Below are 25,359 nucleotides of genomic sequence, written 5' to 3' on the forward strand. Positions count from 1 at the left end.
CCCGCGCTGCCCGGACGCCGCGTACCGGTGGTACCCGAACATGCGCCGGCGTACCGCCGCACCCCGATGATGCCCCGGGACACCATGCCGGTGGTGCATGTGTACCCGCTGGTAGGGGGGCGAGGCTATGGCGCGTGGGGGTCCGGCACACATGTGCGATCGGATTCACCCGGTGGTGGCCACCCCGGGTAGGCGGCCGGAGGCGTTCCGTTCGCGTGGCACCTGCTGGCCGTCCTTCGCCCGTCCCCCGTCGGCCGCCGGCTGTCACCCTCGGTGCGTCCGGGATCCGTCGGCACGGGGAGTTCCCCGGGTCCGTACGTCCTGTCGGGCCGACCGCCGCCACGCTCGCCGGCGTGGCGCTGCTGCTTCCCCGCCTCGCCTCGGCCGCCCCGGACGCCCACCCCGCCCGGGGCGCCGCAGCCGGCCCGGCGGACGGGCGGCGACGTCCCCCTCGTCATCGCGCGCCGAGGTGGCTGCGCGTACGCGCCGGAGAACACCCCCGGCTGCGGTCGACCTCGCCCGTGACATGGGCTTCCTCCGGGTGGAGAACGACGTCCAGCGCACCCGGGACGGCGGGCTGGACGTCGTCCAGGACGACGACAGGCCGGCCGGGACGGCCGACGCCGAGCAGCGCTTCCCGGGCCGGTCGCCCTGGAAGGCCGAGGACCTCACGGCGGCGGAGACCTCCACGCCGGACGCGGGCGGCCGGTCCGGCGTCGTCGCCGACCGTCCCGGCATCGTGCGGAACGCCCCGCGCTGACCAGCGACGACGCCTGCCCGCACCCGCGTTGTCAGTGGCCGGTCCTACCGTGGTCGGCATGGAGAGCACAGGGCAGTTCGTGGAGTGGGCCGTCGTCGGCAGCGACATCGGCCCGCTACTGCTCGCCGCGACCGGCGAGGGCCTGGTCAGCGTGGTGTTCCACGCCGACGACGCGGTGCGGGACAAGGCGCTGGCCCAGCTGGCGCGCCGACTGGGCGTCGAGCCGGTGCCGAACGCCTCCGGCCGGCTGGCCGAGCCGATAGCCATGCTGGAGGCGTACTTCGCGGGTGCGCTGCACCGGTTCGAACTGGCGCTGGACTGGTCGCTGACCACGGGGTTCAACCGGCAGGTACTGCGCGAGCTGGCCTCCGGTGTGCCGTACGGGACGGTCGTCGGGTACGGGGAGCTGGCCGGGCGGGTGGGGCAGCCGGGGGCCGCCCAGGCGGTGGGAGCGGCGATGGGGTCCAACCCGCTGCCGGTGGTGGTGCCCTGCCATCGGGTGGTGGAGAGCGACGGCGGTCTCGGCGGATTCGGTGGCGGACTGGAGACCAAGCGCCGGCTGCTGGCCCTGGAAGGGGTGCTGCCGCAGCCACTGTTCTGACCGTGTAAGGGGTGGCACACTGCGGCAGTGACTACGCTCCCCGGCATACCCGACGCCGGCACCGGTGCCTCCTCTCCCGGCTCTCCCGGCTCCCCCAGCTCCCCCGGCTCCCCCGGCTCTCCCGGTTCCGTCCCGGCACACCGGATTCCGGCGCTGCGGCGCCGGATCTCCGCGGTACTGATCGCCAGCCAGATCCTGGGCGGGCTGGGAGTGGCGACCGGTATCGCGCTGGCCACCGTGCTGGCGCAGGAGGTCGGCGGCACCGAGGCGCTGGCCGGGCTCGCCCCGACCGCCACCGTGGCCGGGACGGCGCTGCTGTCCATGCCGCTGGCGGCGCTGATGACGGCGCGCGGAAGGCGGCCCGGGCTGGTTCTCGCGTATCTGATCGGGGCCGTCGGGGCGGGCGTGGTGGTGGTCGCCGCGGTCATGGACAGCTTCCCGCTGCTGCTCGTGGGCATGGCCGGGTTCGGGGCGGGTTCGTCCGCGAACCTCCAGGCGCGGTTCGCCGCGGCGGACCTGGCGGAGCCCGAACGCCGGGGCAGGGCCATCTCCACGGTGGTGTGGGCGACGACGATCGGCGCGGTGCTGGGGCCCAACATCGCGGCGCCGGCCGGCCGGAGCGTGTCGGGTCTGGGCATCCCCGCCACGGCCGGGCCGTTCCTGTGGGCCGCCGGTGTCTTCCTCGTGTCGGCGGTGCTGGTGGCCGTGCTGCTGCGGCCGGACCCCCTGCTGACGGCGCGGGCGCTGGCGGCCGGGGAGGAGGGCGCGTCCGGAGACCGCTCCCTGCGGGCCGGCGTACGGGCGGTACGGGCGTCGCCGCAGGCCCGGCTCGCGCTGGTGACGGTGGCCGTCTCGCACACCGCGATGGTCTCGATCATGTCGATGACCCCGGTGGCGCTGAGCCACCATGGGGCGGGCATCCCGTTGATCGGCCTGGTCATCAGTGGCCACATCGCGGGGATGTACGCGTTCTCCCCGGCGATGGGGTGGCTGTCGGACCGGCTCGGCCGACTGCCGGTGATCGGCCTGGCGGTCGGGCTGCTCGCCTGTGCCGCGCTGCTGGCCGGTACGGCGGGGGCGAGTCACGGCCGTACCGCCACGGGCCTCTTCCTGCTGGGGCTCGGCTGGTCGGCGGGCCTGGTCTCGGGGTCGGCGCTGCTGACGGACTCGGTGCCGGCGGTCACCCGGGCCGCGGTGCAGGGCCTGTCGGACCTGACCATGAACACGGCAGCGGGGATCGGCGGCATGGCGGCCGGTGTGATCGTCGCCCAGGCGGGCTACGGCTGGCTGAACGTGGTGGGGGCGTGCCTCCTGCTGCCCCTGGCCGCTCTGGCGGCGGGGCGCTCGCTGCGGCGCGCGGCCTGAGCGCTCACGGCGGGCGGGACCGTACGGGCCTCCCCCGGGTGCCCGTCCGGTAAGAGGCCGGGCCCCGGTACGGGAGAGGCGGGGCCCGTCCGTGGGACCGTCGGCTCAGAGGCAGATGTGGTAGGCCTTGCGCAGCGTCTCGTGGACCGTCCACGTCGTACGGTCCCCCGCGCGCAGCACACAGGCGTCCCCCGGCCCGATCTCCAGCGTGTCGCCGCCCTCCACCGCCACCGTGGCGCGCCCGCCGACGACCACGAACAGCTCGTCGGCCTCGGTGTCCGTCACCACGCCGGGTGTGATCTGCCAGATACCGCGCACCTGCTTGCCGTCGGCGGACTCCCACAGCACCTTGCCCGTCACGACGGGCTCACCGGAGACGATCTGCGCGGGGTCCAGCGGTTCGGGCTCCAGTTCGGCGTCCGGAACGTGCACGGCGAAGGAGGGGCGGTCGTCATGGGTCGTCATGGCCGGTGACTGTAGCCCGGCGGGGAGTCCCTCTCCCCGCCGGGGCGGCGGGACCCGGCCCGGCGCGGGCTCCGCAGGAGCCGGACGGCCGGTGCAGGAGCCGGACGGCCGGTGCAGGAGCCGCTCGGCCGGTGCAGGAGCCGGGCGGCCGGTGCAGGAGCCGCTCGGCCGGTGCAGGAGCCGGGCGCGAGAGGGAGGGGGACGCGCGGAGACAGGGAGCGCGAGGCGGCAGGGGCGCGCCGGGGCGAGGTTTGCCCGGGCCGTCGGCGCGCCAGGGATGGGGACATGCCTGAGACGACTGTGGTGCTGTCCGAAGAGGTACGGGAGGCGGTGGCGGCGGGCCGCCCCGTCGTCGCGCTCGAATCGACGATCATCGCCCACGGGCTGCCCCGCCCCCGCAACCTGGCGGTGGCGCAGGAGCTGGAGGCGCTCGTGCGCTCCGCCGGTGCCGTCCCCGCCACGATCGCCGTACTGGACGGCATCGCCCGTATCGGTCTCGACACGCGCCAGTTGGAGCGGGTCGCCGGGGACACCGGCGTACGGAAGCTGGGGCACCGGGACCTGGCGCCGGCGATCGCGCTGGGCACCAGCGGCGCGACGACCGTGTCGGCGACCGCCTTCCTGGCCGCCCGGTCGGGCATCCGGGTCTTCGCGACCGGCGGGCTCGGCGGGGTGCATCGCGAATGGGCCACCACACAGGACGAGTCGGCGGATCTGCGGCTGCTGGCGCAGACCGGGATCACGGTCGTCTGCGCCGGGGTCAAGTCCATCCTGGACGTACCGGCGACGCTCCAGCGGCTGGAGACGCTGGGCGTGGGCGTCCTCGGATACGGGACGGAGCACTTCCCCGGCTTCTACCTGTCGTCCTCGGGCGAACCGGTCGACTGGACGGTGCGGACGCCGCACGAGGTGGCGGCGGTGATGAGGGCCCGGGAGGCGCTCGGCGGACCCCGGTCGGCGCTCGTCGTCGCCAACCCGGTCCCGGAGGACGAGCAGCTGGACCCGGCGCTGCACGACCGGGTGCTGGCACTGGCGCTGGACGAGTGCCGGGAGCGGGGCATCGTCGGGCAGGGCGTGACGCCGTTCCTGCTGGAATACCTGATGCGGTACACCGACGGGGCGTCGCTGGAGGCCAACCTGGCCGCGGTCCGGGGGAACGTGACCCTGGCGGCGCGGATCGCGGCCGTTCGGTGAGCGCCCTGCTGGTGGTCGGCGAGGTGGTCACCGATGTGGTGGCGCGGCACCGGTCACCGCTCGCCCCGGCGACGGACACGGCGGCGCGGATCCGTACGCTGCCGGGCGGCGCGGGCGCGAACGCGGCGTGCTGGGCGGCGCGTTCCGGCTGCGCGGACGTGCGGCTGCTGGCACGGGTCGGGACGGATCAGGCGTCCTGGCACGAGGAAAGGCTGCGTTCGGCCGCCGTGCGTCCGCTGCTGGTGGCCGACGGCGACGCGCCGACCGCGACGGTCGTGGCGCTGGTCGACGCCGCGGCCGAACGGACGCTGGTCACGGACAGCGGCGCGGCCCTGCGGCTCTCCCCCGCCGACTGGTCGCCGCGGCTGCTGGACGGCGTCCGCCATCTGCACCTGTCGGGGTATCTGTTCTTCGCCGCGACCAGCCGCGAGACCGTGTCCCTCGCGATGGCGGCCGCTCGGGAGCGCGGGATTCCGGTGAGCGTCGACCCCGCCTCAGCGGGCTTCATCGCCGAGCTGGGCGTGGACCGCTTCCTGGCCGCGGTGCGGGGGGCGGACGTCCTCCTGCCCAACGCGGACGAGGCCACGCTGCTGACCGGCCTGCCGGGGGCGGCGGACGCGGCCGTCAAGCTGAGCCGCCACTTCCCCCTGGTCCCGGTGACCCTGGGCGCCGACGGCGCGCTGGTGGCGGCCGCGGGCGAGGTCGTCGCCCGGGTACCGGCCCCGTCGGTGCGGGCGGTGGACTCGACGGGCGCGGGCGATGCCTTCACCGGCGCCTTCCTGGCGGCCCGGCTCTCCGGCGGAGACCCTGCCGCCGCCGCGCGGGCGGGCTGCGAGGCGGGCGCGCGGGCCGTCACCCGGGTGGGCGGCCGGCCCCCGGGGGAGTGAGTGACGGTCCGTCCCCGCCGGGCCGGGCTCCGCCCTTCGCTAGCCGAGCCCGCCCCAGGCCGGGTGGCGCGGGTCGTCGGCGCGCACCGTGACGTCCGCGGCCTGCGCGGGCCCGACCTCGTCCTCGTACCGCTCGAACGCCGGCAGCGTCCACGGCTCCCGCGTACGCCGGGCCAGCGCGCCCGGCGACAGCCGCAGGTGCACCGTCAGGTCGAACGGGAACCAGTGGCCGAGCAGGAACGGCCCGTGCAGCAGCAGCACGCCACCGGGCGCGAGCCGGGTGTAGGGGCTGCGGGTGGCACGGTCCCTGACCGGGTCCCACAGGTCGGGCAGCACCCGTCCGCTCCCGCCGGGTTCCAGCGGCCCGAAGACCTCGCGCCACAGGGCGCCGGTGTCGAACCAGCCGCTGTAGTACGAGTCCGGGTCCTGCTTCCCGTACTCGTACCGCAGCGACGCGGGCCGCAGGAACCCTTCCGTACCGACGCTCAGCACCGCCCGCCCCCGCACTCGCAGAGCCTCGCCCACCAGCGCGGCGAGCTCCCCGGGGCGAGCGGCGGGCGGCCCGTCGACGGCGATCTTCAACCAGGGGCCGCCGTCCTGCGGCGTCAGCCCGTCCGCACGCGTGGCGAGGGCCTCGGCCAGGCGTTCCCAGGTGATCGGTTCGAGTCGCACCCAACCATGGTGCACGAGGGGCGCGTGGTCGCCGCCGGGCGATTTGACCTTGCCCCTGGCGGCAGGGTTCCAGGATCGCACCCATGCAGCACACGGACAGCGGGCAGGCCCCGCACAGCAGGCCGGAGAAGACGAGCGGAACGCCGCGGGCACAGGCCGCCCCGCGCGCCCGGAGCGGTGCCGTCGCGGACGGCAGGGTCGTGGTCGTCACCGGAGCCGGTACGGGCATCGGCCGGGCCACCGCCGCGGCCTTCGCCGCGCGGGGTGACCGGGTCCTCGCCGTCGGCCGTCGCGAGGAGCCCCTCGCCCGGACCGCCCGCGCCCACCCGGGGGCCATCCGGCCGCTGGTCGCGGACATCACCGCCGACGGAGCCGCCGAGGACATCGTGCGGGCGGCCGTCGACAGGTACGGACGTCTGGACGTGCTGGTCAACAACGCGGCGGTCGTGGGCGGCGGCGCGCTCGGCACCTACACCCGGGCCTTGCTCGAACCGCAGCTGGCCACCAATCTGACGGCGCCCGTCCTGCTCACCCAGGCCGCGTTGCCCGCGCTGGAAGCGGCCGGTGGCGTGGTCGTGAACATCACCACGTCGGTCGGTCAGCGCGCGTGGCCCGGCAATGCCGTCTACGCGGCGGCCAAGTCCGCTCTCGAACTCCTCACCCGCAGCTGGGCGGTGGAGCTGGCGCCGCGCGGGGTGCGTGTGGTCGCCGTGGCGCCGGGCGCCGTCGAGACACCGATGGGCACGCACGCGGGACTCGACGCACAGCAGCTGGCCGCGATGCGCGCGTGGCAGGTGGCGCATACGCCGCTGGGCCGGATCGGCCGCCCCGAGGAGGTGGCGTGGGCCGTCGTCCAGCTGGCCTCGCCGGAGGCGTCCTTCGTCACCGGCACCGTGCTGGCCGTGGACGGTGGTGCCGTGGTCGCGTGATACGACTGAGGCGGAGGTGGCGGTATTGCGCATCGGGGAACTCGCCACGGCGACAGGGGCGACGCCCCGTGCTCTGCGGCACTACGAGGAGCACGGGCTGATCTCCTCGTCCCGTGCCCACAACGGCTACCGCGTCTACGACGAGGCTGCCGTTGTGCGCGTACGCAACATCCGCCACCTGCTGGCGGCAGGGCTGACCCTGGAGGACGTCTCGGCGTTCCGCGCCTGCCTGGACGGTGACGTCTCGGCGGCGCCGCCGTCCGAGCGGGGGCTGGAGATCGCCCGGGAGCGGCTGGCGGTCCTGGACGCCCGGATCGCCGCGCAGACCGCCGCCCGGGACCGGCTGGCGACGGCGCTGTCCTCGCTCAGCCCCGAAGGGGCGCTCAGGCGCTCGCCGACTCGCCCCTGAGCGCGGCCGCCAGCGGGCCCTGACCGGCCACGTCGATCCGTCCGGCCTTGACGCCCTCCTCGATCGACAGGTCTCCCCTGCCGACCGCCACACAGGTCGCGGCGTCCATGGAAAGCCGGGCGTCCACCTCGACCCGGTCGAGCAGGGCCCCTTCGCCGTAGACCGGCCGGTCGTCCTGTGCCGTCGCGCCCCGGTGCCCTGACGCGCTGCCGACGGCCGCCTCCCCCACGCGTACGTGGAAGGTGCCTTCGTCCAGGACGACTTCGACGAGGCCCGGTTCGCCCGCTGCCTCCAGCGCGGTCAGCAGCGGGACGGCGAACCAGTGCGCCCGTACCGCGTCGGTGGGCTCCGGCGCCTCCAACGCGGCCCCGCCCCACTGGGCCAGCGCGCGCAGGACGGGCAGCAGTCCGCGCCCCCGCGCGGTCAGTTCGTACACGTAGGCCGAAGCGGGTGGCGGCAGCTTTCGGCGGGTGGCCAGGTCGTCGCGCTCCATGTCCTTGAGCCGCGACGCGAGCATGTCCGTGCTGACGCCCGGCAGGTCTGCGTGCAGATCGGTGTAGCGGCGCGGTCCGGCGAGGAGTTCACGGACGATCAGCAGCGTCCATCGGTCGCCCACGGCGTCGAGGGCCCGGGCGGCGGCGCAGTACTGGTCATAGCTCCGGCGACGTGACGGCCGGCGTGACGACGGGGGTACCGGCAGACGCGACGGCTGAGGTGACGACTGAGGTGGCATGCGACGCAGTCTAGACATGTTGTTGGACTTTCCAAGCTCGAACTTGGTAAAACCAAGTAACACCACTTCTCGGGAGGCACCGCATGGAGTTCCGGCAGTCGAGCAAGCTCAGCGAGGTCTGCTACGAGATCCGCGGCCCGGTGATCGAACACGCCAACGCCCTGGAGGAGGCCGGCCACAGCGTTCTGCGCCTCAACACCGGAAACCCCGCCCTCTTCGGCTTCGAGGCGCCCGAGGAGATCGTCCAGGACATGATCCGGATGCTTCCGCGGGCCCATGGCTACACCGACTCGCGCGGCATCCTCTCCGCCCGCCGCGCCGTCGCCCAGCGCTACCAGGCCCTCGGCCTGCCGGATGTGGGCGTCGATGACGTCTTCCTCGGCAACGGCGTGTCGGAACTGGTCTCCATGGCGGTGCAGGCGCTGCTCGAGGACGGCGACGAGGTCCTCATCCCGGCGCCCGACTTCCCGCTGTGGACCGCCGTCACGACCCTGTCCGGCGGCCGTCCCGTCCACTACCTCTGCGACGAGTCGGCCGACTGGTACCCGGACCTCGACGACATGGCGTCCAAGATCACCGACCGCACCAGGGCGGTCGTGATCATCAATCCGAACAACCCGACCGGCGCGGTCTACCCGCGCGAGATCGTCGAGGGCATCCTGGACCTCGCCCGCCGGCACTCCCTGATGGTGTTCGCCGACGAGATCTACGACCAGATCCTGTACGACGACGCCGTGCACCACACGGCCGCCTCGCTCGCCCCCGACCTGGTCGTCCTCACCTTCAGCGGCCTGTCGAAGACGTACCGTGTGGCCGGGTTCCGCTCCGGGTGGCTCGTCGTCTCCGGCCCCAGGCAGCACGCGCGCAGCTATCTGGAGGGGCTCACCATGCTCGCCTCCATGCGGCTGTGCCCCAACGCCCCGGCGCAGTACGCCATCCAGGCGGCCCTCGGCGGCCGCCAGTCCATCCACGAACTGACCGCGCCCGGCGGCCGCCTCCACGAACAGCGCGACCGGGCGTGGGAGAAGCTCAACGAGATCCCGGGCGTGTCCTGCGTCAAGCCCAAGGGCGCGCTCTACGCGTTCCCCCGCCTGGACCCCAAGGTGCACAAGATCCACGACGACGAGAAGTTCGTCCTGGACCTGCTGCTGCGCGAGAAGATCCAGGTCGTGCAGGGAACCGGCTTCAACTGGCCGAGCCCCGACCACTTCCGCATCCTGACCCTGCCCCACGCCGACGACCTCGACGCGGCCATCAGCCGCATCGGGCGCTTCCTGAGCGGATACCGGCAGTGACGTGAGGGGAGACGACAGGGGAAGCCGGAGCGGATAACGGGGGCGGGGAAGCAGAGGGGCGGAAAGGGGAGCGGGCCCGGCGCGGGAAACGGGAGCGGGAAACGGGAGCGGGCCCGGGGGCGTAGCCGACCCCCGAGCCCTCGGATTGCCACCGGATTCACACGCCGGCCGCTTGAGAACCCGAGTCAGTCTCATGTCGTCGCGTCCTGCCTTTGGACCACCGCGCATCGAGCTGCGCGGGCCGGATTCGAACCGGCAATTCGACGTCCCAGGGCTCGGGCCCGGTCGATCCGGCGATCGGCGGCGAATGCTGAGTCTGGAGCAATAGTCTGAGATTCAGCGCGGTCCCGTCTCCGCGGGTTCCGCGCGTTCACGACGAACTTCAGCTTCAGCTTCGCGCTCCTCGCGCACCCCGGTCCCGCGTTCGCACGACCGGGGAGTCTGTGGCCTTACCTGTCGGCGCTCACGCCCCGAACAGATAGCCGAACACGGCGTCACCGACGCGCTGGTCGGTGACCTCCGCGCCGTTCGCCTCCTCACGGGCGAACTTCACGGCGTGCTGGAGTTCCACGCGCCGCTCTGTCTGGACTGCGCCGACCTGGGCCATCTGGTCTATCTGCCGAGGGGGGACGCGGCACTCACCCGCCGGGCGCGGGAGGCCAGTTCGTTGTGGGCGGTGGTGGTACGCCACAACAGGCGCCGCACCCGTTATGAACGCCAGGGGATCCTCGTCGAGGAGGCCGCCCTGGTGCGGGCCGAGGCCGCGTGTCTGGCCGACGCCGACGCCCGGGCCCGCCGCAGGGCGAGGGACGCGGTACGGCGCTCGGCCGAGGACATACGGGTCGCGGCCGCCCTGGCCACCGAGATCCGCCGTCTCTTCCCCGGCTGCCCGCCGGAGCGGGCCGTCGGCATCGCGGCGCACGCCTCGGCCCGGGGCAGCGGGCGGGTCGGTCGTACGGCGGCCGGGCGGGCACTCGACGAGGGCGCCGTCACGGCCGCGGTACGGGCGTCGGTGCGGCACCTCGACACGGAGTACGACGCCCTGCTGATGAGCAGGGTGCCCCGCCGCCAGGCGCGTACCCGGGTGGCACCCGCCATCGAGGCGGTGCTGGGGGCCTGGCGGCGGTGAGCGGTCAGGCCCCCAGGCGGGCCGGACGGAAGCGGCGGTAGAGCGTCGCTCCCCCGATCAGCAGGCCGAGCGCGACGGGAGCGCCGACACCGAGCAGGCCGTCGGCGCCCGTGTGTGCCAGCGACGTGGAGCTGATCTGCGGCTCCGGGGCCTGCGCGACCGGGCCCGGCGCGGCGGGCTCGTCCTTCTCTGGCGGTGTGGCCGCCTCGGGGTCCTTCGGCGGCGCGACCGGCGTGACGGGCGGCGTCTTGCCGCCGCCGTTGCTGGAGGAGTTGCCGAAGGCCGGGTTCAGTACGCCGACCAGGCTGACCGAGTTGCCGCTCACGTTCACGGGCAGGTCGATCGGGAGCTGGATGCCGTTGCCCGAGATGACGCCGGGCGAACCCACCGCGGCACCGTCCGCCGACGCCCCGCCGCCGCCCGTCTGCGACGCGTCGCTCCTGCCCTGGCCCGAGCCGTTGTTGCCACGGGGGGTGGCGGGCTGGTCCTTGTGCTTGTTGCTGGTCCCCGACGCGCCGTTGTTCTCGCAGCGGTTCCCGGCCGAGGGGTTGAGCAGCCCCACCACGTTGATCGTGTTGCCGCAGACGTTGACCGGGACGTCCACCGGCAGCTGCACGGTGTTGCCCGAGATGACACCGGGCGATTGGGCCGCCCCGCCGGCCGCGTCGGAGTCTGCGTGTGCATAACCCGCCGCCAGAGCGAGCGCGCCACCCGTGGCCATCAGTGCGGCCAGACCATTACGGCGAGTGTGCCTCATGGCTTCCTGCCTTCCGGAGATCTTCACGGGCACCCGCCCGCACCGGAATTAACGCCCTATGGGCAAGCCGGGTAATGAGGCACGCGCCATTCACCCCATCGAGTGGCGTCCTGTTCGAACCCTCACATCGTCTCTGCGTGTCGTGCCCCTCGCGCGAGGAGCCGCGTCGTCCCGGTCGCCCGTGGCGGCCCATGAGCCGCCGGAGCGGCCCGGGCCCGCGCCGCGGGGACCGTGGACGCGTGGGCACCGGTCGCGCGCCCATCGGCGGGCCGTCTCCCGGACGAGCGAGCGGGCCGCCCACGCCCCGGCCCGCTCCTCGCGGACGGGTCGGGGAGGCCCGCGCCACCCCCTGACGGCGTCCGCGCGGACGAGGTCAGCCGCGGGTGCCACCGAGGTTGAGGCTGCCGATGGAGCCCGTCTGGATCACGGGACCGTGCTGGACACCGCCGTTGATCGTGTTGTGGACCGCCGAGGGCTTCGTACCGGCGGCCTCCGACGGCAGGGTGGCCAGCAGGGCGCGCAGTTCGTCGGCGGCGTCCGGGGTCGCCCGCAGTTCACGACGCATCCGGGCACGCCACTCGGTCCGGGCCTCGGCCAGGGCTTCGCGCCTCGCCTCCTCGTCGCCCGAGGCCCCGGCGGCGAGCAGCTCGGTCCGTACGCTCTCCAGCTCCTCGCCGACCGCTTCCCGGTCGGCTCCCGCCCGCCGGGCGAAGAAGCCCGCCAGCCGGCTCCTGCTCTGTTCCCACGTCTCGCTGACCATCTGCTGGACGAGTGCGCTCGCCCCCGCCGTGGCCAGTGCCATCAACTCGGTTTCCACCGGACCCCCTCGGTCGATGCGCGTCGCGGTTCCTCGCACGCCCCGCGACTGTTCACGGTCTTTCGCTTGCTGCTGCTTCGGTGTCGTACAGGTGCTGTAGCGGTACAGGTGCTGTAGCTGTACAGGTGTGCGTGCGGTGGTGTGTCAGGTGCTGTGCGAACGGACGTTGACGGGCCGTCGGTTGCTGATTGCCTCGCTTCCGGAGACGCCGGGCCCGCTCGCCGTGCACGGCAGCCTACCCGCCGGGGCCGTCCGTCACGTCACCGTCCGAGCAGGTCGGCGAGCACGCCCACGGGGTCCGTGTCCGGGGTGCCCCGGGGCCACCAGTCCTCGCGTCCGGGGTCCGACTCATAGCCGTACCAGAGGCCGTCGCGGCCGTAGCGCAGTTGGAGCGAGGGGGTGGAGAGGCGATTGCGCCAGGGCCGGAAGTGCGGGAAGTCGGCGGAGACCAGGGCCGGCCTCGCCCGGTCGAAAGGACCCGCCGGCGGGTCCCAGACGTCCTCCAGCACGGCGAGCCCGGCCGGGCCGCCCTGGCGCCACGCGGCCACCGCGCGGGCCAGATCTGAGGGGGTGCGGTCGAGCGCGGCGGCGAGGTCGCGGTACAGCGCGCGGGTGGAGGCGGTCAGGCCCGAGCCGGGGTGGGCGGCCGCGAGCCGGATGGCGTCCTGCCAGGGCGTCAGGGCGGCGACGGGGTCATGGCCGGTGGTGAGGAAGGCGTGGGCCCGGGCCGCCGCCTCCGTGGCCAGGAGCTCCAGAGCGAGCGGATCGGGCGCGTCCGGGTGCTCCGGACAGGCCGGCGGCCGGCCGGGCCCTGCCGGTGCGGGCAGGGGGGGCGGCAGGGCCACCGCGGGCTCGGCGATGACGGCCGCACGGGCGGGCAGGGCGGGCATCCGGGGTGGCGCGGCGGTGGTCTCGGCGGCCGAGCGGGCGGCGTTGCGGTGGCTGAGCGCCCCGAGGATCTCCTGCTCGCCCCGGCCGCGCATCAGGAACAGGGCGAACGGGTCCTCGTCGAGGAGCAGGGCCGCCTGGTAGCAGAGCGCGGCCGCGTGCTTGCAGGGGTAGCCGTGGTCGGGGCACGAGCAGTCCGGGATCAGATCCCCGGGCCCGGGCAGCAGGTCGGTCACGGCGGCCAGGGCGTGCGGCACGTCCTTGTCGAGCAGTGCGGCGATGTGGTCGGGGCGGGCGGCGGCCGCCTCCAGGAAGCGCTCCCAGTCGTCGTCGCCCAGGACCTTCAGGCGGATCTCCGCGCGGTAGGGGCGGGGTCTGCTGCCGTGGACGTAGGCCACGACCCGGCCCGGGGTCACGGTGATGGCGTCCACATGGCCGCCGCCGGCGTAGGCGCGCCCGCGGGCGAGCCGGGCCGGGTCGAGGGCGACGTCCTCAAGGGCCTCCACCCAGGCGTTGCCCCACCAGGTGGCGGCGAACCTGCCGTCGGTGCCGGCGACCGGGGCGAGCTGCGGGAAGGTGCGGCGGCGGTCGTCGTGGAGGGGCGCGGTGCGGGCGCCCGGCCGGCGGTTCGGGCTCATGACGACCTCCTCAGGGACACCAGGTCGGCCAGCTCCCGGTCGGTCAGCTCGGTCAGGGCCGCCTCCCCCGTGCCCAGGACCGCGTCGGCCAGGGCCCGCTTGGCCCGCAGCATCTCGGCGATGCGGTCCTCCACGGTGCCCTCGGCGATCAGCCGGTGGACCTGGACGGGCTGGGTCTGCCCGATGCGGTACGCCCGGTCCGTGGCCTGTTCCTCCACCGCCGGGTTCCACCAGCGGTCGTAGTGCACGACGTGTCCGGCCCGGGTCAGGTTGAGGCCCGTACCCGCGGCCTTGAGGGAGAGGACGAACACCGGGACCTCGCCGGCCTGGAACCGGCCCACCATCTCCTCCCGCCGCGCCACGGGCGTCCCGCCGTGCAGCAGCTGGGACGGTACGGCACGGGCGGTGAGGTGCGCGGTGAGCAGCCGCGCCATGGAGACGTACTGGGTGAAGACCAGCACCGAGCCGTCCTCGGACAGGATGGTGTCGAGCAGTTCGTCGAGCAGCGTCAGCTTGCCGGAGCGGCCGGCCAGCCGCGCCCGCTGCTCCTCCTTCAGGTACTGCGCGGGGTGGTTGCAGATCTGCTTGAGGGACGTCAGCAGTTTCATGACCAGGCCGCGCCGGGCGATGCCCTCGGCGCCCTCGATCCGGGCCATGGTCTCGCGGACCACCGCCTCGTAGAGGGAGGCCTGTTCGCGGGTGAGCGGCACGGGGTGGTCGGACTCGGTCTTGGGCGGCAGTTCGGGCACGATGCCTGGGTCGGACTTTCGGCGGCGCAGCAGGAAGGGGCGGACCAGTCGTGAGAGCCGTTCGACCGCTTCGTCGTTCTCGATCTCCTCGCTGTTCTCGACGGCCCGCGCGTGCCGCGAGCGGAACGCCTTGAGCGGGCCGAGCAGTCCCGGGGTGGTCCAGTCGAGCAGTGCCCACAGCTCGGACAGGTTGTTCTCGACGGGGGTGCCGGTGAGGGCGACCCTCGCCGGTGCGGGAAGGGTGCGCAGCGCCTTGGCGGTGGCCGAGAACGGGTTCTTCACGTGCTGGGCCTCGTCGGCGACGATCATGCCCCACTCCTGCTCGGCGAGCCGGTCGGCGCTGGTGCGCATGGTGCCGTACGTGGTGAGGACGAACCCGCCGTCGACCCCGTCGAGGGAGCGGTCGGAGCCGTGGAAGCGGCGCACGGGGACGCCCGGCGCGAACCGGCCGATCTCGCGCTGCCAGTTGCCGAGCAGGGAGGCGGGGCAGACGACGAGCGTCGGGGCCCGCCGGGCACGGCGCAGATGCAGGGCGATCAGGGTGACGGTCTTGCCGAGACCCATGTCGTCGGCGAGGCAGCCGCCGAGGCCGAGCGAGGTCATCAGGTCCAGCCAGGCGAGGCCGCGCCGCTGGTAGTCGCGGAGCGTGGCGTCGAGGCCGGGCGGCTGGGGGATGTCGGCGGGACCCGCGACGAGCCGGTCGCGCAGCGCGGCCAGGGCCCCCACCGGAACGGCCTCCACCGTTTCACCGTCCACCTCGGCGGTGCCACTGAGCGCGACGGCCAGCGCGTCGACCGGCTCCAGCAGTCCCAGCTCCCGCTTGCGTGCCTTGCGGACGAGCGCGGGGTCGACGACGACCCACTGGTCGCGCAGCCGCACGATGGGGCGGTGCGCCTCCGCGAGGGTGTCCATCTCGCGTTCGGTCAGCGGGTCTCCGTCGAGGGCGAGCTGCCAGTTGAAGCGGAGCAGCTCGGCGCTGTCGAAGAAGGCCGTGCCGTCGGTCGCGGAGCCGGGCGCGGGCCGGACGACCGCGGCGGCGCTGAGCGTACGGGCGAGCTCCCTGGGCCAGTGGACGGTGACGCCCGCCGCGTCGAGCCTGGTCGCGGCGGGGCCGAGCAGTTCGTACAGCTCGTCCTCGGTGAGCGTGAGGACGTCGGGGACGCCTCGCTCCAGCAGCCGGGCGAGCGGTGGCCACACGCGGGCCGCCCGGCGCAGCGCCAGCACGGCGTCGACGCGGGCGCGCGGCCCGAAGTGCTCGTCCCCCCGGCCCGCCCACAACCCGGCCGCGTCGATGACCAGCGTCGGATCGGCGAGGCTGTGTACCTGGACCAGCGCGGCGGCGGCCTGACGCGCGGCGCCGCCCTCGTGGTCGGTGTCGAACAGCTCGGAGGCGGACAGGTCGAGGCGGAGCGAGACCCGGACCCCGGCGTCCATGCCCGCGGCCGCCTCGGCCGCCCAGTCACGGGCGCGGGGCAGGTGCTGCGGTTCACGGGCGGCGAACGGCGCCCCCGCGGCGTACGCGGCCGCGGGTGAGCGCGGCAGAGTGTCGGCGACCGCGTCGAGGAACGCCCGTACCAGCGCCTCGGGCTCGGGCAGCTGGAGGGGCCGCAGGCCGGGCACGGGGACGGCGTGGGCCTCGTACGGCATGGCGGCCGCGACGGTCCGCAGATGGGCGATGTCGTCGGCGTCCAGCGGGCCGGCCCGCCAGGCGTCGAGGTCGTCGGGGGTGAGGCCGGGCAGCAGTCGGCCCCGTGCGGTCAGCTGAAGGGCGTGCAGGGCGGCGGCGCCCCAGCAGGCGGCCGCCGGGTGGGCGCCGGGGGCGTGCCGGGCGGCGACGAGGTGCGGCAGGGCCTCGTCGATCGGCAGGAGCACCGCGGTGACGTCACGGCTGCGCACCCCGGTGCCGTGCCGCCGTACCACGGTGATCGTCCCGGTCTCCGTCCGGTCCGGCGTGCCGGGCGGAGGGCTGCCGTCCGGGGACCAGAAGGCGACGCGGCCCTCGCGCGGCAGGGCGGCGGGCAGGAAGACGGCGGCGCAGGTGTGCAGCGGCCGGTCATCGGTGCCCGCGCCCCGCGCACCCGTCACGGCCGTCGCGGACGTCGCGGACGCGGTCGGCACGGAGCCGCCCGCCGGTCCGGTACGCGTGAACGGCGAGGGCGGCACAGCGCCCGGCGGCTCCGCGTGGCGCGGCACGCCCTCGGTGTGGTGCGGCACACCCCGTCACCTCCCCTCACGCCGGTCGTGGACGATCCTCACTCGGATCTACGACCTTACGGGTGGGCACTGACAACGGGCCGGGTCACGCCGTCGGAGCGGGCCCCCACCGGCCCGGGGCCGGGCGCCCCGGGGGCATCAGCGCACGCCCTCCCACAGCTCGCGTTCCGCGCGGCGCGGGTCGTCGACCGGCCCCGGCCCGACGTCGTCGAAGATCATCGTCGTACGGGTGTCCGGGGCGTACGCGGGCCACCCCGGGTCGCCGGTCGTCGCGAACGCCACCCAGGCCCCGTGCATCGCGTCCGCCACCGCCTGCGGGGCTCCGCCGCCGATCATCGGGGCGTACCAGGGGTCGTCGAGCCGGTCGAAGACGTAGGCCAGCTCCCCGGCGTGGCAGGCTCCCAGCCGGCCCTCGAAGGCGTCCGAACGCCGCGCGAACTCGTACATGCGGGAGCCGGGTACCGACTCGGCCAGCCGGATCGCCGGGATCCGGTAGAACCAGTCCGTGGTCAGCGCGTCGAAGATCTCCCCCGGGGCGGCGCCCGGCCTGGCCTCCTCGTAGACGGGCAGGGCCTTGTCGGGGTCCAGGCCGTAGGCCTCGGCGGCCGCGCGCAGCCTGGCCGGCTTCAGGCGGTGAAGCCTTCCGGTCGGGACGAGGAACAGCCGGTACTCCTCGCGGTTGCTGCCGATGAGCAGGTCGACGCCCCGGTCGGGCCCGGGCGGGGCGGAGCCGGCGGTCACCGGTTCGAACGGCATGGCGTTGAGCGCCGCCTCGCCCCACAGGGCCGGGTCCGGGCGGGCGACCACCTCGCCCCGGAGGTCCGACTGCGCGGCGAGGAGCCGGTCGAGGGGGACTCCCGCGAAGGCGTCGGCCGTGGGTTCGACGCCGAGCAGTGCGGCCAGGCGCGCGGTGATCCGGCGGGCCGATCCCGGCGTCAGGAAGTGGTGGGCGGCCCCGCTCTGGAGGATCGCCCGCCGGAAGAGGCCCCGGGCCCCGTCGTGGGCCAGCAGGACGCCGATGCTCATCGCACCGGCGGACTCACCGAAGACGGTCACCCGGTCCGGGTCGCCGCCGAAGGCCGCGATGTTGTCCCGTATCCATTCCAGGGCGGCGATCTGGTCGAGCAGCCCGCGGTTGTCCGGTACACCGTCGAGGTGGAGGAACCCGTCCGCGCCCAGCCGGTAGTTCAGGGAGACGAACACCACGCCGTCGCGGGCGAAGGCGCTTCCGTCGTACGCGGAGGCCGAGGCCGCCCCGTTGGCGAAGGCCCCGCCGTAGAGCCACACCATGACCGGCAACCGGGCACCGGGGCCGGGCGAGGGCGTCCACACATTGAGGTTGAGGCAGTCCTCTCCCTCGATGGTGTCGTCCGGGATGAGCACGTCGAAGGGCGGGCCGTAGGGCGCCTTGGGAGGGGTCGGGCCATGGGCGGTGGCGTCCCGCGTCCCGCTCCACGCGCGCGGCGGGGCGGGCGGCCGGAAGCGCAGCTCACCGAAGGGCGGCGCCGCGTACGGAATGCCGCGGAAGGCGGCGACCCCGTTCCGCAAGAGCTCGCCGCGTACCGCACCCTGCCGGGTCGTGCACACCGGTTCCATCCGTCAGGCTCCTTCGGGCCGCCGTGCCCGGGGCCGGGCACCGTACCTCTCGTACCGTGCCGCGTGCCCGCGCGTAAAGACGCGGTGTCCGTATCCGGCCTTCGTCGTACGCCCCCCGGTCACGCGCGTCCACGCGTCATCAGGGCCACGAGCTGCGCGTTGTGGTGGCGGCGCGTCCGGGCGATCACCGCGAGCGGTACGGCGATGATCAGCGGGGTCAGGGCGTTCTGTCCGTCGAAGACCGTCATCTGGGTGATGAACGCCCCGGCCATCAGCCCGATCAGCGCCAGCGCGGAGACTCCGGAGAGGACCGGTATCACCAGGGCCACGGCGCCGGCCAACTCCAGGGCCCCGACCAGGTACATGAACCAGTCGCCGAACCCGATCCGGTCGAACGACTCGGCCGCGAAGGCGTGACCGACCAGCTTGGGCCCGGCGCTGGGGATCGCGAGGAACAGCGCGAGAACGATCTGCAGCGTCCGCACGGTGATGTCGGCGCGACGGCTCAGGCGCCGGGCGATGGGGGCGGCGGGGGCGGTGGCGGGGGCGGGGGCAACGGTCGTGACGGGGGTCGTGGGCGCCATGGTGGTCTCCTCGTCGTCAGCGGTCTCGGCGGACTCGGCGTTCCCGGGTCCGGGTGACTTCCACAAGGTGGACCGGACGCCCGCCCGGAACTCATCGCCCTACCACAACTTTCCGCACGGGAACTTCCCGGCCCGGAGGATCCGTTCACCGCCCCGGCCCGCCCCCGGAGCCGTCCAGGGAACGGCGCCGCCCCGAACCCCTCCGCCGCCCCTCGTGCGCCCGGCCCTCGGCCGTCAGACCGACGGCTTGGGCCGCGCCCGTACCCAGGAGCCGTCCTCCGTCAGATACGTCTCGACGGCCAGACCCGCTTCGTCCAGGTACCGTTCGAAGTCGGCCCGGCTCAGCGGCCGGGACAGGAACGTCTGGGTCCACCGCGCGTCCGGGAAGAGGTACTCGGCCAGCACGGAGTTCACCCCGTCGCCGACCGGCTCCGCCGACACGATGCGCACCGTGTAGCCGGGTTCGACGCGCTCGCGCGGCACACGGGTGTGCCAGTCCACGCCCTCCCGCTGGATCAGCACGCACCCGTCGTCCCTGACGTGCCGCCGGCACGTCGCGAGCAGCGCGTCCCGGACCTCGTGGCTGCCCGTGTGCACCAGGAACGACGCCAGCATCACCACGTCGAACCTCTCCCCCAGGTCCAGCGTCTCGATCGGACTCCGTACGGTCCTGGCGCCCGGGATCCGCTCACGGAGCCGCTCCAGCATCCCGTCCGACTCGTCCACCGCGGTGACGGCGAATCCCCGCTCGACCAGTGGGCCCGTCACCCGCCCCGCCCCGCTGCCCAGTTCGAGCAGGGACGCCCCCGCCGGCACCGCGGCGGAGACGATGTCCGGCTCGGCGCCGGCGACCATCCGTGCGTAGAGGTCCACCGAGCACCCGTCCGGCGTGACCTCGCCGGGGCCCGTACCGCTGTGCCCGTCTCGCATGCGTCCACCCATACGCCGACAACGAAGCGGTGGGGGCGTCCGTTCCCCTCTCCGGGTGCCCCGGCATCCGGTGGCGGGGCGTTGCGGCGGGGGCTCGGCACCTCCGGGATCAGGCGCCGGATCGACGGGTACCCGCTCCGCGGGAGGCAGAGGAAACGGAGGCACAGGAAGCGCAGGGGACACAGGAGAGACCGGAACGGAGAGCTCGGGAGACGATCACGATGCGCACTGGCAGTGAACCGGCGACCGCGCGCAGCCCCCTGCGCATGCGGCTCTGGCTGAGCGTATGGGGCCTGATCTGGGCCGCCTCGGGAACGATCGCCTTCGCGCTGGCCGGCCGGCCCGGCTGGGCGGCGGCCTGTGGCCTGCTGCTGCTGGTCGTCACGGCGGATCTGGTGATGGTGGTGCGCCACATCCGCCAGGGACCGCACTACCAGCCGAGCCGGAGCGTCCCGCCCTACGAGCCGGACCGGGGCGCTCCCGGCGGCCGGGACCGGCCGCGGGACTGACGGGGGCGCCTCACTGTCCCGCGTCGAAGCGGGCGGCCTGCAGGTACTCCGGCTTCGGGTCGAGGGCGGCCGCGAGCCGGAAGTGCCGCTTGGCCTGCTCGGGCCGGCCGGAACGCTGGAACGTGCGGGCGAGCGCGAAGTGCGCGAACGCGTTGTCCGGCTCGCGCTCCAGGACCAGCTCGAATTCCAGCTCGGCGGGGCGAAGTTGCGCCGCAGCGAAGAAGGCACGCGCGCGCAGCAGACGGGCCGCGGTGTTCTCGGGGTGGGCCGCTATCACCGAATCGAGCAGCTTGACGGCCCCACGGGGGTCCCGGGCGTCGAGCAACTGCTCCGCCGCGCGATAGTCGATGACGTGGGTCTCCGGATTGCTGGGCACGCTCGAATCCTTCCCGTTGCTCCGCGGGTTCAACATCCCGGGAGGTGGCGGTATTCCGCCGCCGGCCCGCCGTCCGCCCGGTCCACGGCCCGGTCGGTCCGCTCTCCGGCCGGTCCACCGTCCGGCCCGGTGCGGATCGTGGTTTCCGGGCCTCGGTCAGGCCCGCCGAGGCCCCGGAGGAAGGGAAGGGGGCCCGGGTCGCGTCTTCAGCATCCCGTCCGGCCGGCGGGCGGAGGACGCCATGGGGAAGACACCCCCTAGCCGTTCCGCGCGGCCCGCCCGGACAGCTCGGCCCAGACCTTCCGTACCTGCGGCTCCAGCGCCTCCAGGGGCCCGTCGTTGTCGATGACCAGGTCCGCGACGGCGCGCCGCTGCTCCCTGGTGGCCTGGGCCGCCATCCGGGCACGCGCCTCGGACTCGCTCATGCCGCGCAGCTCGACGAGCCGCCGCAGCTGCGTCTCGGGCGACGCGTCGACGACGACGACGAGGTCGTAGAGCGGTGCCAGGCCGTTCTCGGTGAGCAGCGGTACGTCGTGGACGACCACGCTGTCCTGGTCGGCCATGGCTTCCAGCTCGGCCGAGCGCCGGCCGACCAGGGGGTGGACGATGCTGTTCAGCGTGGCCAGGCGGTCGGCGTCGTGGAAGACGATGGCGCCGAGGGCGGGCCGGTCCAGCGTCCCGTCGGAGGTGAGGATCCGCGGCCCGAACGCCTCCACGACGGCCGCGAGCCCGGGGGTTCCGGGCTCGACGACCTCGCGTGCGATCCTGTCGGCGTCGATGAGCACGGCCCCGCACGAGACGAGCAGCCGCGACACCGCGCTCTTTCCGGCGCCGATTCCGCCGGTCAACCCAACCTTCAGCATGGGCGGAAGCTTAGGCCGTGGGCCGGGGCGGTCAGGCGTCGCCCTCCCGTTCCGCCAGGAACCGCTCGAACTCGCGGCCGATCTCGTCGGCCGACGGCAGCTCCACCGGCTCGGCCACCAGGCTGCCGCGCGTCTCGACGCCGGCCATCGCGTCGTACTGGTGCTCCAGCCCCTGGACGAGGGCGATCAGCTCCTCGTCGCCCTCACCGATCTGGCGTTCGATCTCGGTCTGGGTGCGCTGGGCCTCGGTGCGCAGCGAGTGGGCGATTCCCGGCAGGACGAGTCCGGTCGCGGCGGTGATCGCCTCGACGGCCGTCAGCGCGGCGTCCGGGTAGGAGGACCTGGCCACGTAGTGCGGCACGTGCGCGGCGACGCCCAGGACGTCGTGTCCGGCCTCCATGAGGCGGTACTCGACCAACGACTCGGCACTGCCCGGCACCTGGGCCTCGTCGAAGGGGCTGCGGTGCCCGGGCATCAGGTCGGTGCGGTTGCCGTGCGGGGTCAGGCCGACGGGACGGGTGTGGGGAACGCCCATGGGGATCCCGTGGAAGTTGACCGCGAGGCGCACCCCGAGCCGCTCGACGATCTGCCGCACGGCGAGGGCGAAGCGCTCCCACTCGACGTCGGGTTCGGGCCCGGACAGCAGCAGGAAGGGCGCCCCCGTGGCGTCCTGGACGAGGCGGACCTCGATGCTCGGCGTCTCGTAACCGCTCCAGCGGTCGCGCCGGAAGGTCAGGAGCGGACGGCGGGCCCGGTAGTCCACGAGCCTGTCGTGGTCGAAGCGGGCCACCACCTGGTGGGGCAGCGTCTCCAGCAGGCTGTCGACGATCTGCTCGCCGGCCTCACCCGCGTCGATGTATCCGTCGAAGTGGTAGAGCATGACCAGGCCGGCCGACTCCTGGGCCAGCGCCATGTCGACGACTGCCAGGCCCTTCGGCTCCCATTCGTACAATCCCTGCGGATCAAGCACGATTACCGCTCCTCCTCGTGTTCCTAGGAGGAACGCCGCCGGTCGCGCGGGCATTCCCCCGGTCCTCTCCCATGTCCCGGCGGTCGCCGTCCCCCTGGGCACCCGGCTCTGGTCCAGACCTTGACATGCCCATAGCCCGTCCCTACCGTCTCGGGCAGCGCACTCGTTCAGTCATCCGCCCGGCGTACACGTACAGGAACCCGACGGGAAGGCTACCCCCTATGCGCACCCCCTCGCCGCTCCCCGCCCTGCTCGCCGCCGCCCTCGCGACGGGCGTCCCGGCCCTGGTCACCGCGCCCGCGAGCGCCGCACCACCGGCGCACACCCCGTCCTCGGCCGTCGCCGCCGCGGTCATCGACGTGGCCACGGCCGCCCAGCTCAGATCCGCCCTCGCCGCCGCCCGCCCCGGCGACACCATCCGGCTCTCCGACGGCGCGTACAACGGCAACTTCAAGGCGACCACGGCGGCCACCATCTCCGCCCGGATCACCCTCACCGGTTCCCCGAAGGCCGTCCTCACGGCCGGCGGCGGATACGGACTGCACCTCGACGGCGCCTCGTACTGGACCGTCAAGGGCGTCACGATCACCGGCGGCCAGAAGGGAATCGTGACGGACGCCGCCAACGGGGTCGTCATCGACTCGGTGACCGTGCACGGCCTCGACATGGAAGGCGTCCACTTCCGCGCGTCCAGCCGCGACGGCGTCATCAGGAACTCGCGGATCCACGACACCGGCAATGACGGCCGGGGCATGGGCGAAGGCGTCTACGTCGGCTCCGCCAACACCCTGGACGACAGAAGCGACAACGTACAGATCCTCGGCAACACCATCGGGCCGGACGTCGGCGGCGAGAGCGTCGACATCAAGGAAGGCACCACAGGGGCGAAGATCATCGGCAACACCTTCGACGGCCGCGGGCTGACCGGCGCCCACTACGACGACTCCTGGGTGGACGTGAAGGGCAACAACGTCCTCGTCGAGAACAACACGGGCCGCAACACCACCAACAACGGCTTCGAGACCCACACCCAGCAGAGCGGCTGGGGCTGCGGCACCGTCTTCCGCGGCAACAGGGCCGATCTGACCGGCGCGACCGGCGCCGACCGCTACGCGATCCACGCCCCGCACCACTCCTCGTCCTGCCGCACGACGGTGTACGCCGACAACACCTGGACGGGCGGCCGCGGACTGCTCACGCCGGGCGTGCCCATCACCCCGTAGCACCGGCGGGGAACCACGCCCCCGCGCCCCGCCCCGCATCACCGCCCCGCCCCGCCCCGATACGACACCGAGGCCCGCCCCCTTTCGGGGACGGGCCTCGGTGCTACCGGCTATCGACTAGCGGCGAGTGAGCGTGAGCTCAGCTCTGGCCGCCGGCGAGCTTCTCGCGGAGGGCAGCCAGCGCCTCGTCCGACGCCAGGGCGCCGGAGGTGTCGTCCGACTCCGAGGAGTACGAACCACCGGAGACGCCCGCCGGGGCACCGGCCGGAGCGGCGGCGCCACCCTCGGCAGCGGCAGCCTCGTCGGCCTCGCGGGACTTGATGACCTGAGCCTGGTGCTGCTCGAAGCGCTGCTGCGCCTCGGCGTACTGGGTCTCCCAGGCCTCGCGCTGAGCCTCGAAGCCCTCCAGCCAGTCGTTGGTCTCCGGGTCGAAGCCCTCGGGGTAGATGTAGTTGCCCTGGTCGTCGTAGGACGCGGCCATGCCGTACAGGGTCGGGTCGAACTCGACCGAGGCCGGGTCGGCACCGAAGGACTCGTTGGCCTGCTTCAGCGAGAGGCTGATGCGACGACGCTCGAGGTCGATGTCGATGACCTTGACGAAGATCTCGTCGTTGACCTGGACGACCTGCTCCGGGATCTCCACGTGGCGCTCGGCCAGCTCGGAGATGTGGACCAGACCCTCGATGCCCTCGTCCACGCGGACGAACGCACCGAACGGAACCAGCTTGGTGACCTTACCCGGGACGACCTGACCGATCTGGTGGGTCCGGGCGAACTGCTGCCACGGGTCCTCCTGGGTCGCCTTCAGCGACAGGGAGACACGCTCGCGGTCCATGTCGACGTCGAGGACCTCGACGGTGACTTCCTGACCGACCTCGACGACCTCGGACGGGTGGTCGATGTGCTTCCAGGACAGCTCGGAGACGTGGACGAGACCGTCGACGCCGCCCAGGTCCACGAAGGCACCGAAGTTGACGATCGAGGAGACGACGCCGGAGCGGACCTGACCCTTCTGCAGGGTGGTGAGGAACGTCTGGCGGACCTCGGACTGGGTCTGCTCCAGCCAGGCACGGCGGGACAGGACCACGTTGTTGCGGTTCTTGTCCAGCTCGATGATCTTGGCCTCGAGCTCCTTGCCCACGTAGGGCTGGAGGTCGCGGACACGACGCATCTCGACGAGGGAGGCCGGCAGGAAGCCACGGAGGCCGATGTCGAGGATGAGACCACCCTTGACGACCTCGATGACGGTGCCGGTGACGATGCCGTCCTCTTCCTTGATCTTCTCGATGGTGCCCCAGGCACGCTCGTACTGGGCGCGCTTCTTCGAGAGGATCAGGCGGCCTTCCTTGTCCTCCTTCTGAAGGACAAGGGCCTCGATCTCGTCGCCGACCTTGACGACCTCGTTCGGGTCGACGTCGTGCTTGATCGAGAGCTCGCGGCTCGGGATGACACCTTCGGTCTTGTAACCGATGTCGAGCAGGACCTCGTCCCGGTCGACCTTCACGATGACGCCGTCGACGATGTCGCCGTCGTTGAAGTACTTGATCGTCTCGTCGATCGCGGCGAGGAAGGCTTCCTCGTTACCGATGTCGTTGACCGCAACCTGCGGGGTGGTGGCGGTGGTCTCGGTGCTGCTCGTCATGTGGGAAAGGGCTCCGGTTACGGACAGAAAGTCGTAGGTACTGCTACGCCGAGAGCCCGTATCGCACTGAAGAAGCCGGACAGCCACGGAAGCGCCTTCCCGCGAACGGTGGGGCGCCTCGAAAACCGAGGGGACATACAACAGGTGCGAGCGCGGCCTGCTCC

25 protein-coding genes and 1 pseudogene are annotated in these 25,359 nt (G+C 73.5%); 11 read left to right on the forward strand and 15 right to left on the reverse strand.

Annotation, left to right across the window (positions count from 1 at the left end):
- Window positions 1–469 precede the first annotated feature (469 nt).
- The 3 genes from PUR26_RS21245 to PUR26_RS21255 all read left to right on the forward strand — a co-directional run bounded on the left by PUR26_RS21245 (window position 470) and on the right by PUR26_RS21255 (window position 2,726).
- Window positions 470–760 (forward strand): hypothetical protein, encoded by a 291-nt coding sequence (locus PUR26_RS21245; protein ID WP_329874026.1) that lies wholly within the window; start codon window positions 470–472, stop codon window positions 758–760.
- A 58-nt stretch (window positions 761–818) separates the two neighbouring features.
- A complete protein-coding gene (locus tag PUR26_RS21250) occupies window positions 819–1,361 on the forward strand; it encodes a methylated-DNA--[protein]-cysteine S-methyltransferase (protein ID WP_329874027.1) in 543 nt (180 codons plus the stop codon).
- Window positions 1,362–1,505: 144 nt separating this feature from the next.
- Window positions 1,506–2,726: an MFS transporter gene (locus PUR26_RS21255; protein WP_329874284.1), complete on the forward strand. Its 1,221-nt coding sequence runs from the start codon at window positions 1,506–1,508 to the stop codon at window positions 2,724–2,726.
- A gap of 105 nt (window positions 2,727–2,831) precedes the next feature.
- Here the strand turns inward: PUR26_RS21255 and PUR26_RS21260 are convergent, their stop codons facing one another.
- Window positions 2,832–3,191 (reverse strand): cupin domain-containing protein, encoded by a 360-nt coding sequence (locus tag PUR26_RS21260; protein WP_329874028.1) that lies wholly within the window; start codon window positions 3,189–3,191, stop codon window positions 2,832–2,834.
- A gap of 285 nt (window positions 3,192–3,476) precedes the next feature.
- Between PUR26_RS21260 and PUR26_RS21265 the strand changes: the two genes are divergently transcribed.
- Together PUR26_RS21265 and PUR26_RS21270 are read left to right on the forward strand one after the other, a co-directional pair.
- A complete protein-coding gene (locus tag PUR26_RS21265; protein ID WP_329874029.1) occupies window positions 3,477–4,385 on the forward strand; it encodes a pseudouridine-5'-phosphate glycosidase in 909 nt (302 codons plus the stop codon).
- Window positions 4,382–5,272: a carbohydrate kinase family protein gene (locus PUR26_RS21270; RefSeq protein ID WP_329874030.1), complete on the forward strand. Its 891-nt coding sequence runs from the start codon at window positions 4,382–4,384 to the stop codon at window positions 5,270–5,272. Before PUR26_RS21265 ends, PUR26_RS21270 begins: the two co-directional genes overlap by 4 nt.
- 39 nt (window positions 5,273–5,311) lie before the next feature.
- On the opposite strand, the gene PUR26_RS21275 is transcribed toward PUR26_RS21270, so the two are convergent.
- Window positions 5,312–5,944, reverse strand: coding sequence for a uridine kinase (locus tag PUR26_RS21275; protein ID WP_329874031.1), 633 nt, complete (start codon window positions 5,942–5,944; stop codon window positions 5,312–5,314).
- Window positions 5,945–6,027: 83 nt separating this feature from the next.
- Here PUR26_RS21275 and PUR26_RS21280 point away from each other — a divergent pair, with 83 nt between their 5' ends.
- Window positions 6,028–6,873, forward strand: coding sequence for an SDR family NAD(P)-dependent oxidoreductase (locus tag PUR26_RS21280; RefSeq protein WP_329874032.1), 846 nt, complete (start codon window positions 6,028–6,030; stop codon window positions 6,871–6,873).
- A gap of 25 nt (window positions 6,874–6,898) precedes the next feature.
- Window positions 6,899–7,282 (forward strand): MerR family transcriptional regulator, encoded by a 384-nt coding sequence (locus PUR26_RS21285; protein WP_329874033.1) that lies wholly within the window; start codon window positions 6,899–6,901, stop codon window positions 7,280–7,282.
- Here PUR26_RS21285 and PUR26_RS21290 read toward each other — a convergent pair.
- On the reverse strand, window positions 7,257–8,015 hold the full coding sequence (locus tag PUR26_RS21290; RefSeq protein WP_329874034.1) for a winged helix-turn-helix transcriptional regulator: 759 nt from the start codon (window positions 8,013–8,015) through the stop codon (window positions 7,257–7,259). The genes PUR26_RS21285 and PUR26_RS21290 overlap by 26 nt on opposite strands.
- Before the next feature lie 83 nt (window positions 8,016–8,098).
- Between PUR26_RS21290 and PUR26_RS21295 the strand changes: the two genes are divergently transcribed.
- A complete protein-coding gene (locus PUR26_RS21295; protein WP_329874035.1) occupies window positions 8,099–9,310 on the forward strand; it encodes a pyridoxal phosphate-dependent aminotransferase in 1,212 nt (403 codons plus the stop codon).
- A 463-nt stretch (window positions 9,311–9,773) separates the two neighbouring features.
- Here the strand turns inward: PUR26_RS21295 and PUR26_RS34715 are convergent.
- Window positions 9,774–9,881: pseudogene (locus tag PUR26_RS34715) on the reverse strand (DUF7873 family protein); the annotation flags it as partial.
- Between PUR26_RS34715 and PUR26_RS21300 the strand changes: the two are divergent.
- A complete protein-coding gene (locus PUR26_RS21300) occupies window positions 9,867–10,439 on the forward strand; it encodes a DUF2293 domain-containing protein (RefSeq protein WP_329874036.1) in 573 nt (190 codons plus the stop codon). The pseudogene PUR26_RS34715 and the gene PUR26_RS21300 overlap by 15 nt on opposite strands.
- A 4-nt stretch (window positions 10,440–10,443) precedes the next feature.
- Here the strand turns inward: PUR26_RS21300 and PUR26_RS21305 are convergent, their stop codons facing one another.
- From PUR26_RS21305 to PUR26_RS21335, 7 genes are all read right to left on the reverse strand, one after another.
- Window positions 10,444–11,196, reverse strand: coding sequence for a chaplin (locus tag PUR26_RS21305; RefSeq protein WP_329874037.1), 753 nt, complete (start codon window positions 11,194–11,196; stop codon window positions 10,444–10,446).
- 373 nt (window positions 11,197–11,569) lie between these two features.
- A complete protein-coding gene (locus PUR26_RS21310) occupies window positions 11,570–12,013 on the reverse strand; it encodes a hypothetical protein (RefSeq protein WP_329874038.1) in 444 nt (147 codons plus the stop codon).
- Between the two features lie 260 nt (window positions 12,014–12,273).
- Window positions 12,274–13,539: an SWIM zinc finger family protein gene (locus tag PUR26_RS21315; protein ID WP_329874039.1), complete on the reverse strand. Its 1,266-nt coding sequence runs from the start codon at window positions 13,537–13,539 to the stop codon at window positions 12,274–12,276.
- Window positions 13,536–16,373 carry a DEAD/DEAH box helicase gene (locus PUR26_RS21320; protein ID WP_329874285.1) on the reverse strand — a complete coding sequence of 946 codons (2,838 nt, stop codon included), beginning with the start codon at window positions 16,371–16,373 and terminating at the stop codon, window positions 13,536–13,538. Before PUR26_RS21320 ends, PUR26_RS21315 begins: the two co-directional genes overlap by 4 nt.
- A 267-nt stretch (window positions 16,374–16,640) precedes the next feature.
- On the reverse strand, window positions 16,641–18,098 hold the full coding sequence (locus PUR26_RS21325; protein ID WP_329874040.1) for a carboxylesterase/lipase family protein: 1,458 nt from the start codon (window positions 18,096–18,098) through the stop codon (window positions 16,641–16,643).
- A 119-nt stretch (window positions 18,099–18,217) separates the two neighbouring features.
- Window positions 18,218–18,682 (reverse strand): DoxX family protein, encoded by a 465-nt coding sequence (locus PUR26_RS21330; protein WP_329874041.1) that lies wholly within the window; start codon window positions 18,680–18,682, stop codon window positions 18,218–18,220.
- Between the two features lie 234 nt (window positions 18,683–18,916).
- Entirely contained in the window at window positions 18,917–19,612 is a 696-nt protein-coding gene (locus PUR26_RS21335; protein ID WP_329874042.1) for a class I SAM-dependent methyltransferase, read from the reverse strand.
- Between the two features lie 221 nt (window positions 19,613–19,833).
- Here PUR26_RS21335 and PUR26_RS21340 point away from each other — a divergent pair, with 221 nt between their 5' ends.
- On the forward strand, window positions 19,834–20,121 hold the full coding sequence (locus tag PUR26_RS21340) for a DUF6343 family protein (RefSeq protein WP_329874043.1): 288 nt from the start codon (window positions 19,834–19,836) through the stop codon (window positions 20,119–20,121).
- Between the two features lie 10 nt (window positions 20,122–20,131).
- Here the strand turns inward: PUR26_RS21340 and PUR26_RS21345 are convergent, their stop codons facing one another.
- The 3 genes from PUR26_RS21345 to PUR26_RS21355 form a co-directional block, all read right to left on the reverse strand.
- On the reverse strand, window positions 20,132–20,533 hold the full coding sequence (locus tag PUR26_RS21345; protein WP_443077127.1) for a tetratricopeptide repeat protein: 402 nt from the start codon (window positions 20,531–20,533) through the stop codon (window positions 20,132–20,134).
- A 221-nt stretch (window positions 20,534–20,754) separates the two neighbouring features.
- Window positions 20,755–21,360, reverse strand: a complete 606-nt coding sequence (coaE, locus tag PUR26_RS21350) for a dephospho-CoA kinase (protein WP_329874045.1) — start codon at window positions 21,358–21,360, stop codon at window positions 20,755–20,757.
- 31 nt (window positions 21,361–21,391) lie between these two features.
- Window positions 21,392–22,330, reverse strand: coding sequence for a PAC2 family protein (locus PUR26_RS21355; protein ID WP_329874046.1), 939 nt, complete (start codon window positions 22,328–22,330; stop codon window positions 21,392–21,394).
- Between the two features lie 221 nt (window positions 22,331–22,551).
- Here PUR26_RS21355 and PUR26_RS21360 point away from each other — a divergent pair, with 221 nt between their 5' ends.
- On the forward strand, window positions 22,552–23,553 hold the full coding sequence (locus PUR26_RS21360; protein ID WP_329874047.1) for a right-handed parallel beta-helix repeat-containing protein: 1,002 nt from the start codon (window positions 22,552–22,554) through the stop codon (window positions 23,551–23,553).
- A 139-nt stretch (window positions 23,554–23,692) separates the two neighbouring features.
- Here PUR26_RS21360 and rpsA read toward each other — a convergent pair whose 3' ends face one another.
- Window positions 23,693–25,195, reverse strand: coding sequence for a 30S ribosomal protein S1 (gene rpsA / locus PUR26_RS21365; RefSeq protein WP_329874048.1), 1,503 nt, complete (start codon window positions 25,193–25,195; stop codon window positions 23,693–23,695).
- Window positions 25,196–25,359 lie beyond the last annotated feature (164 nt).

The sequence above is a fragment of the Streptomyces sp. SP18CS02 genome, assembly GCF_036322365.1.
Taxonomy (GTDB): domain Bacteria; phylum Actinomycetota; class Actinomycetes; order Streptomycetales; family Streptomycetaceae; genus Streptomyces.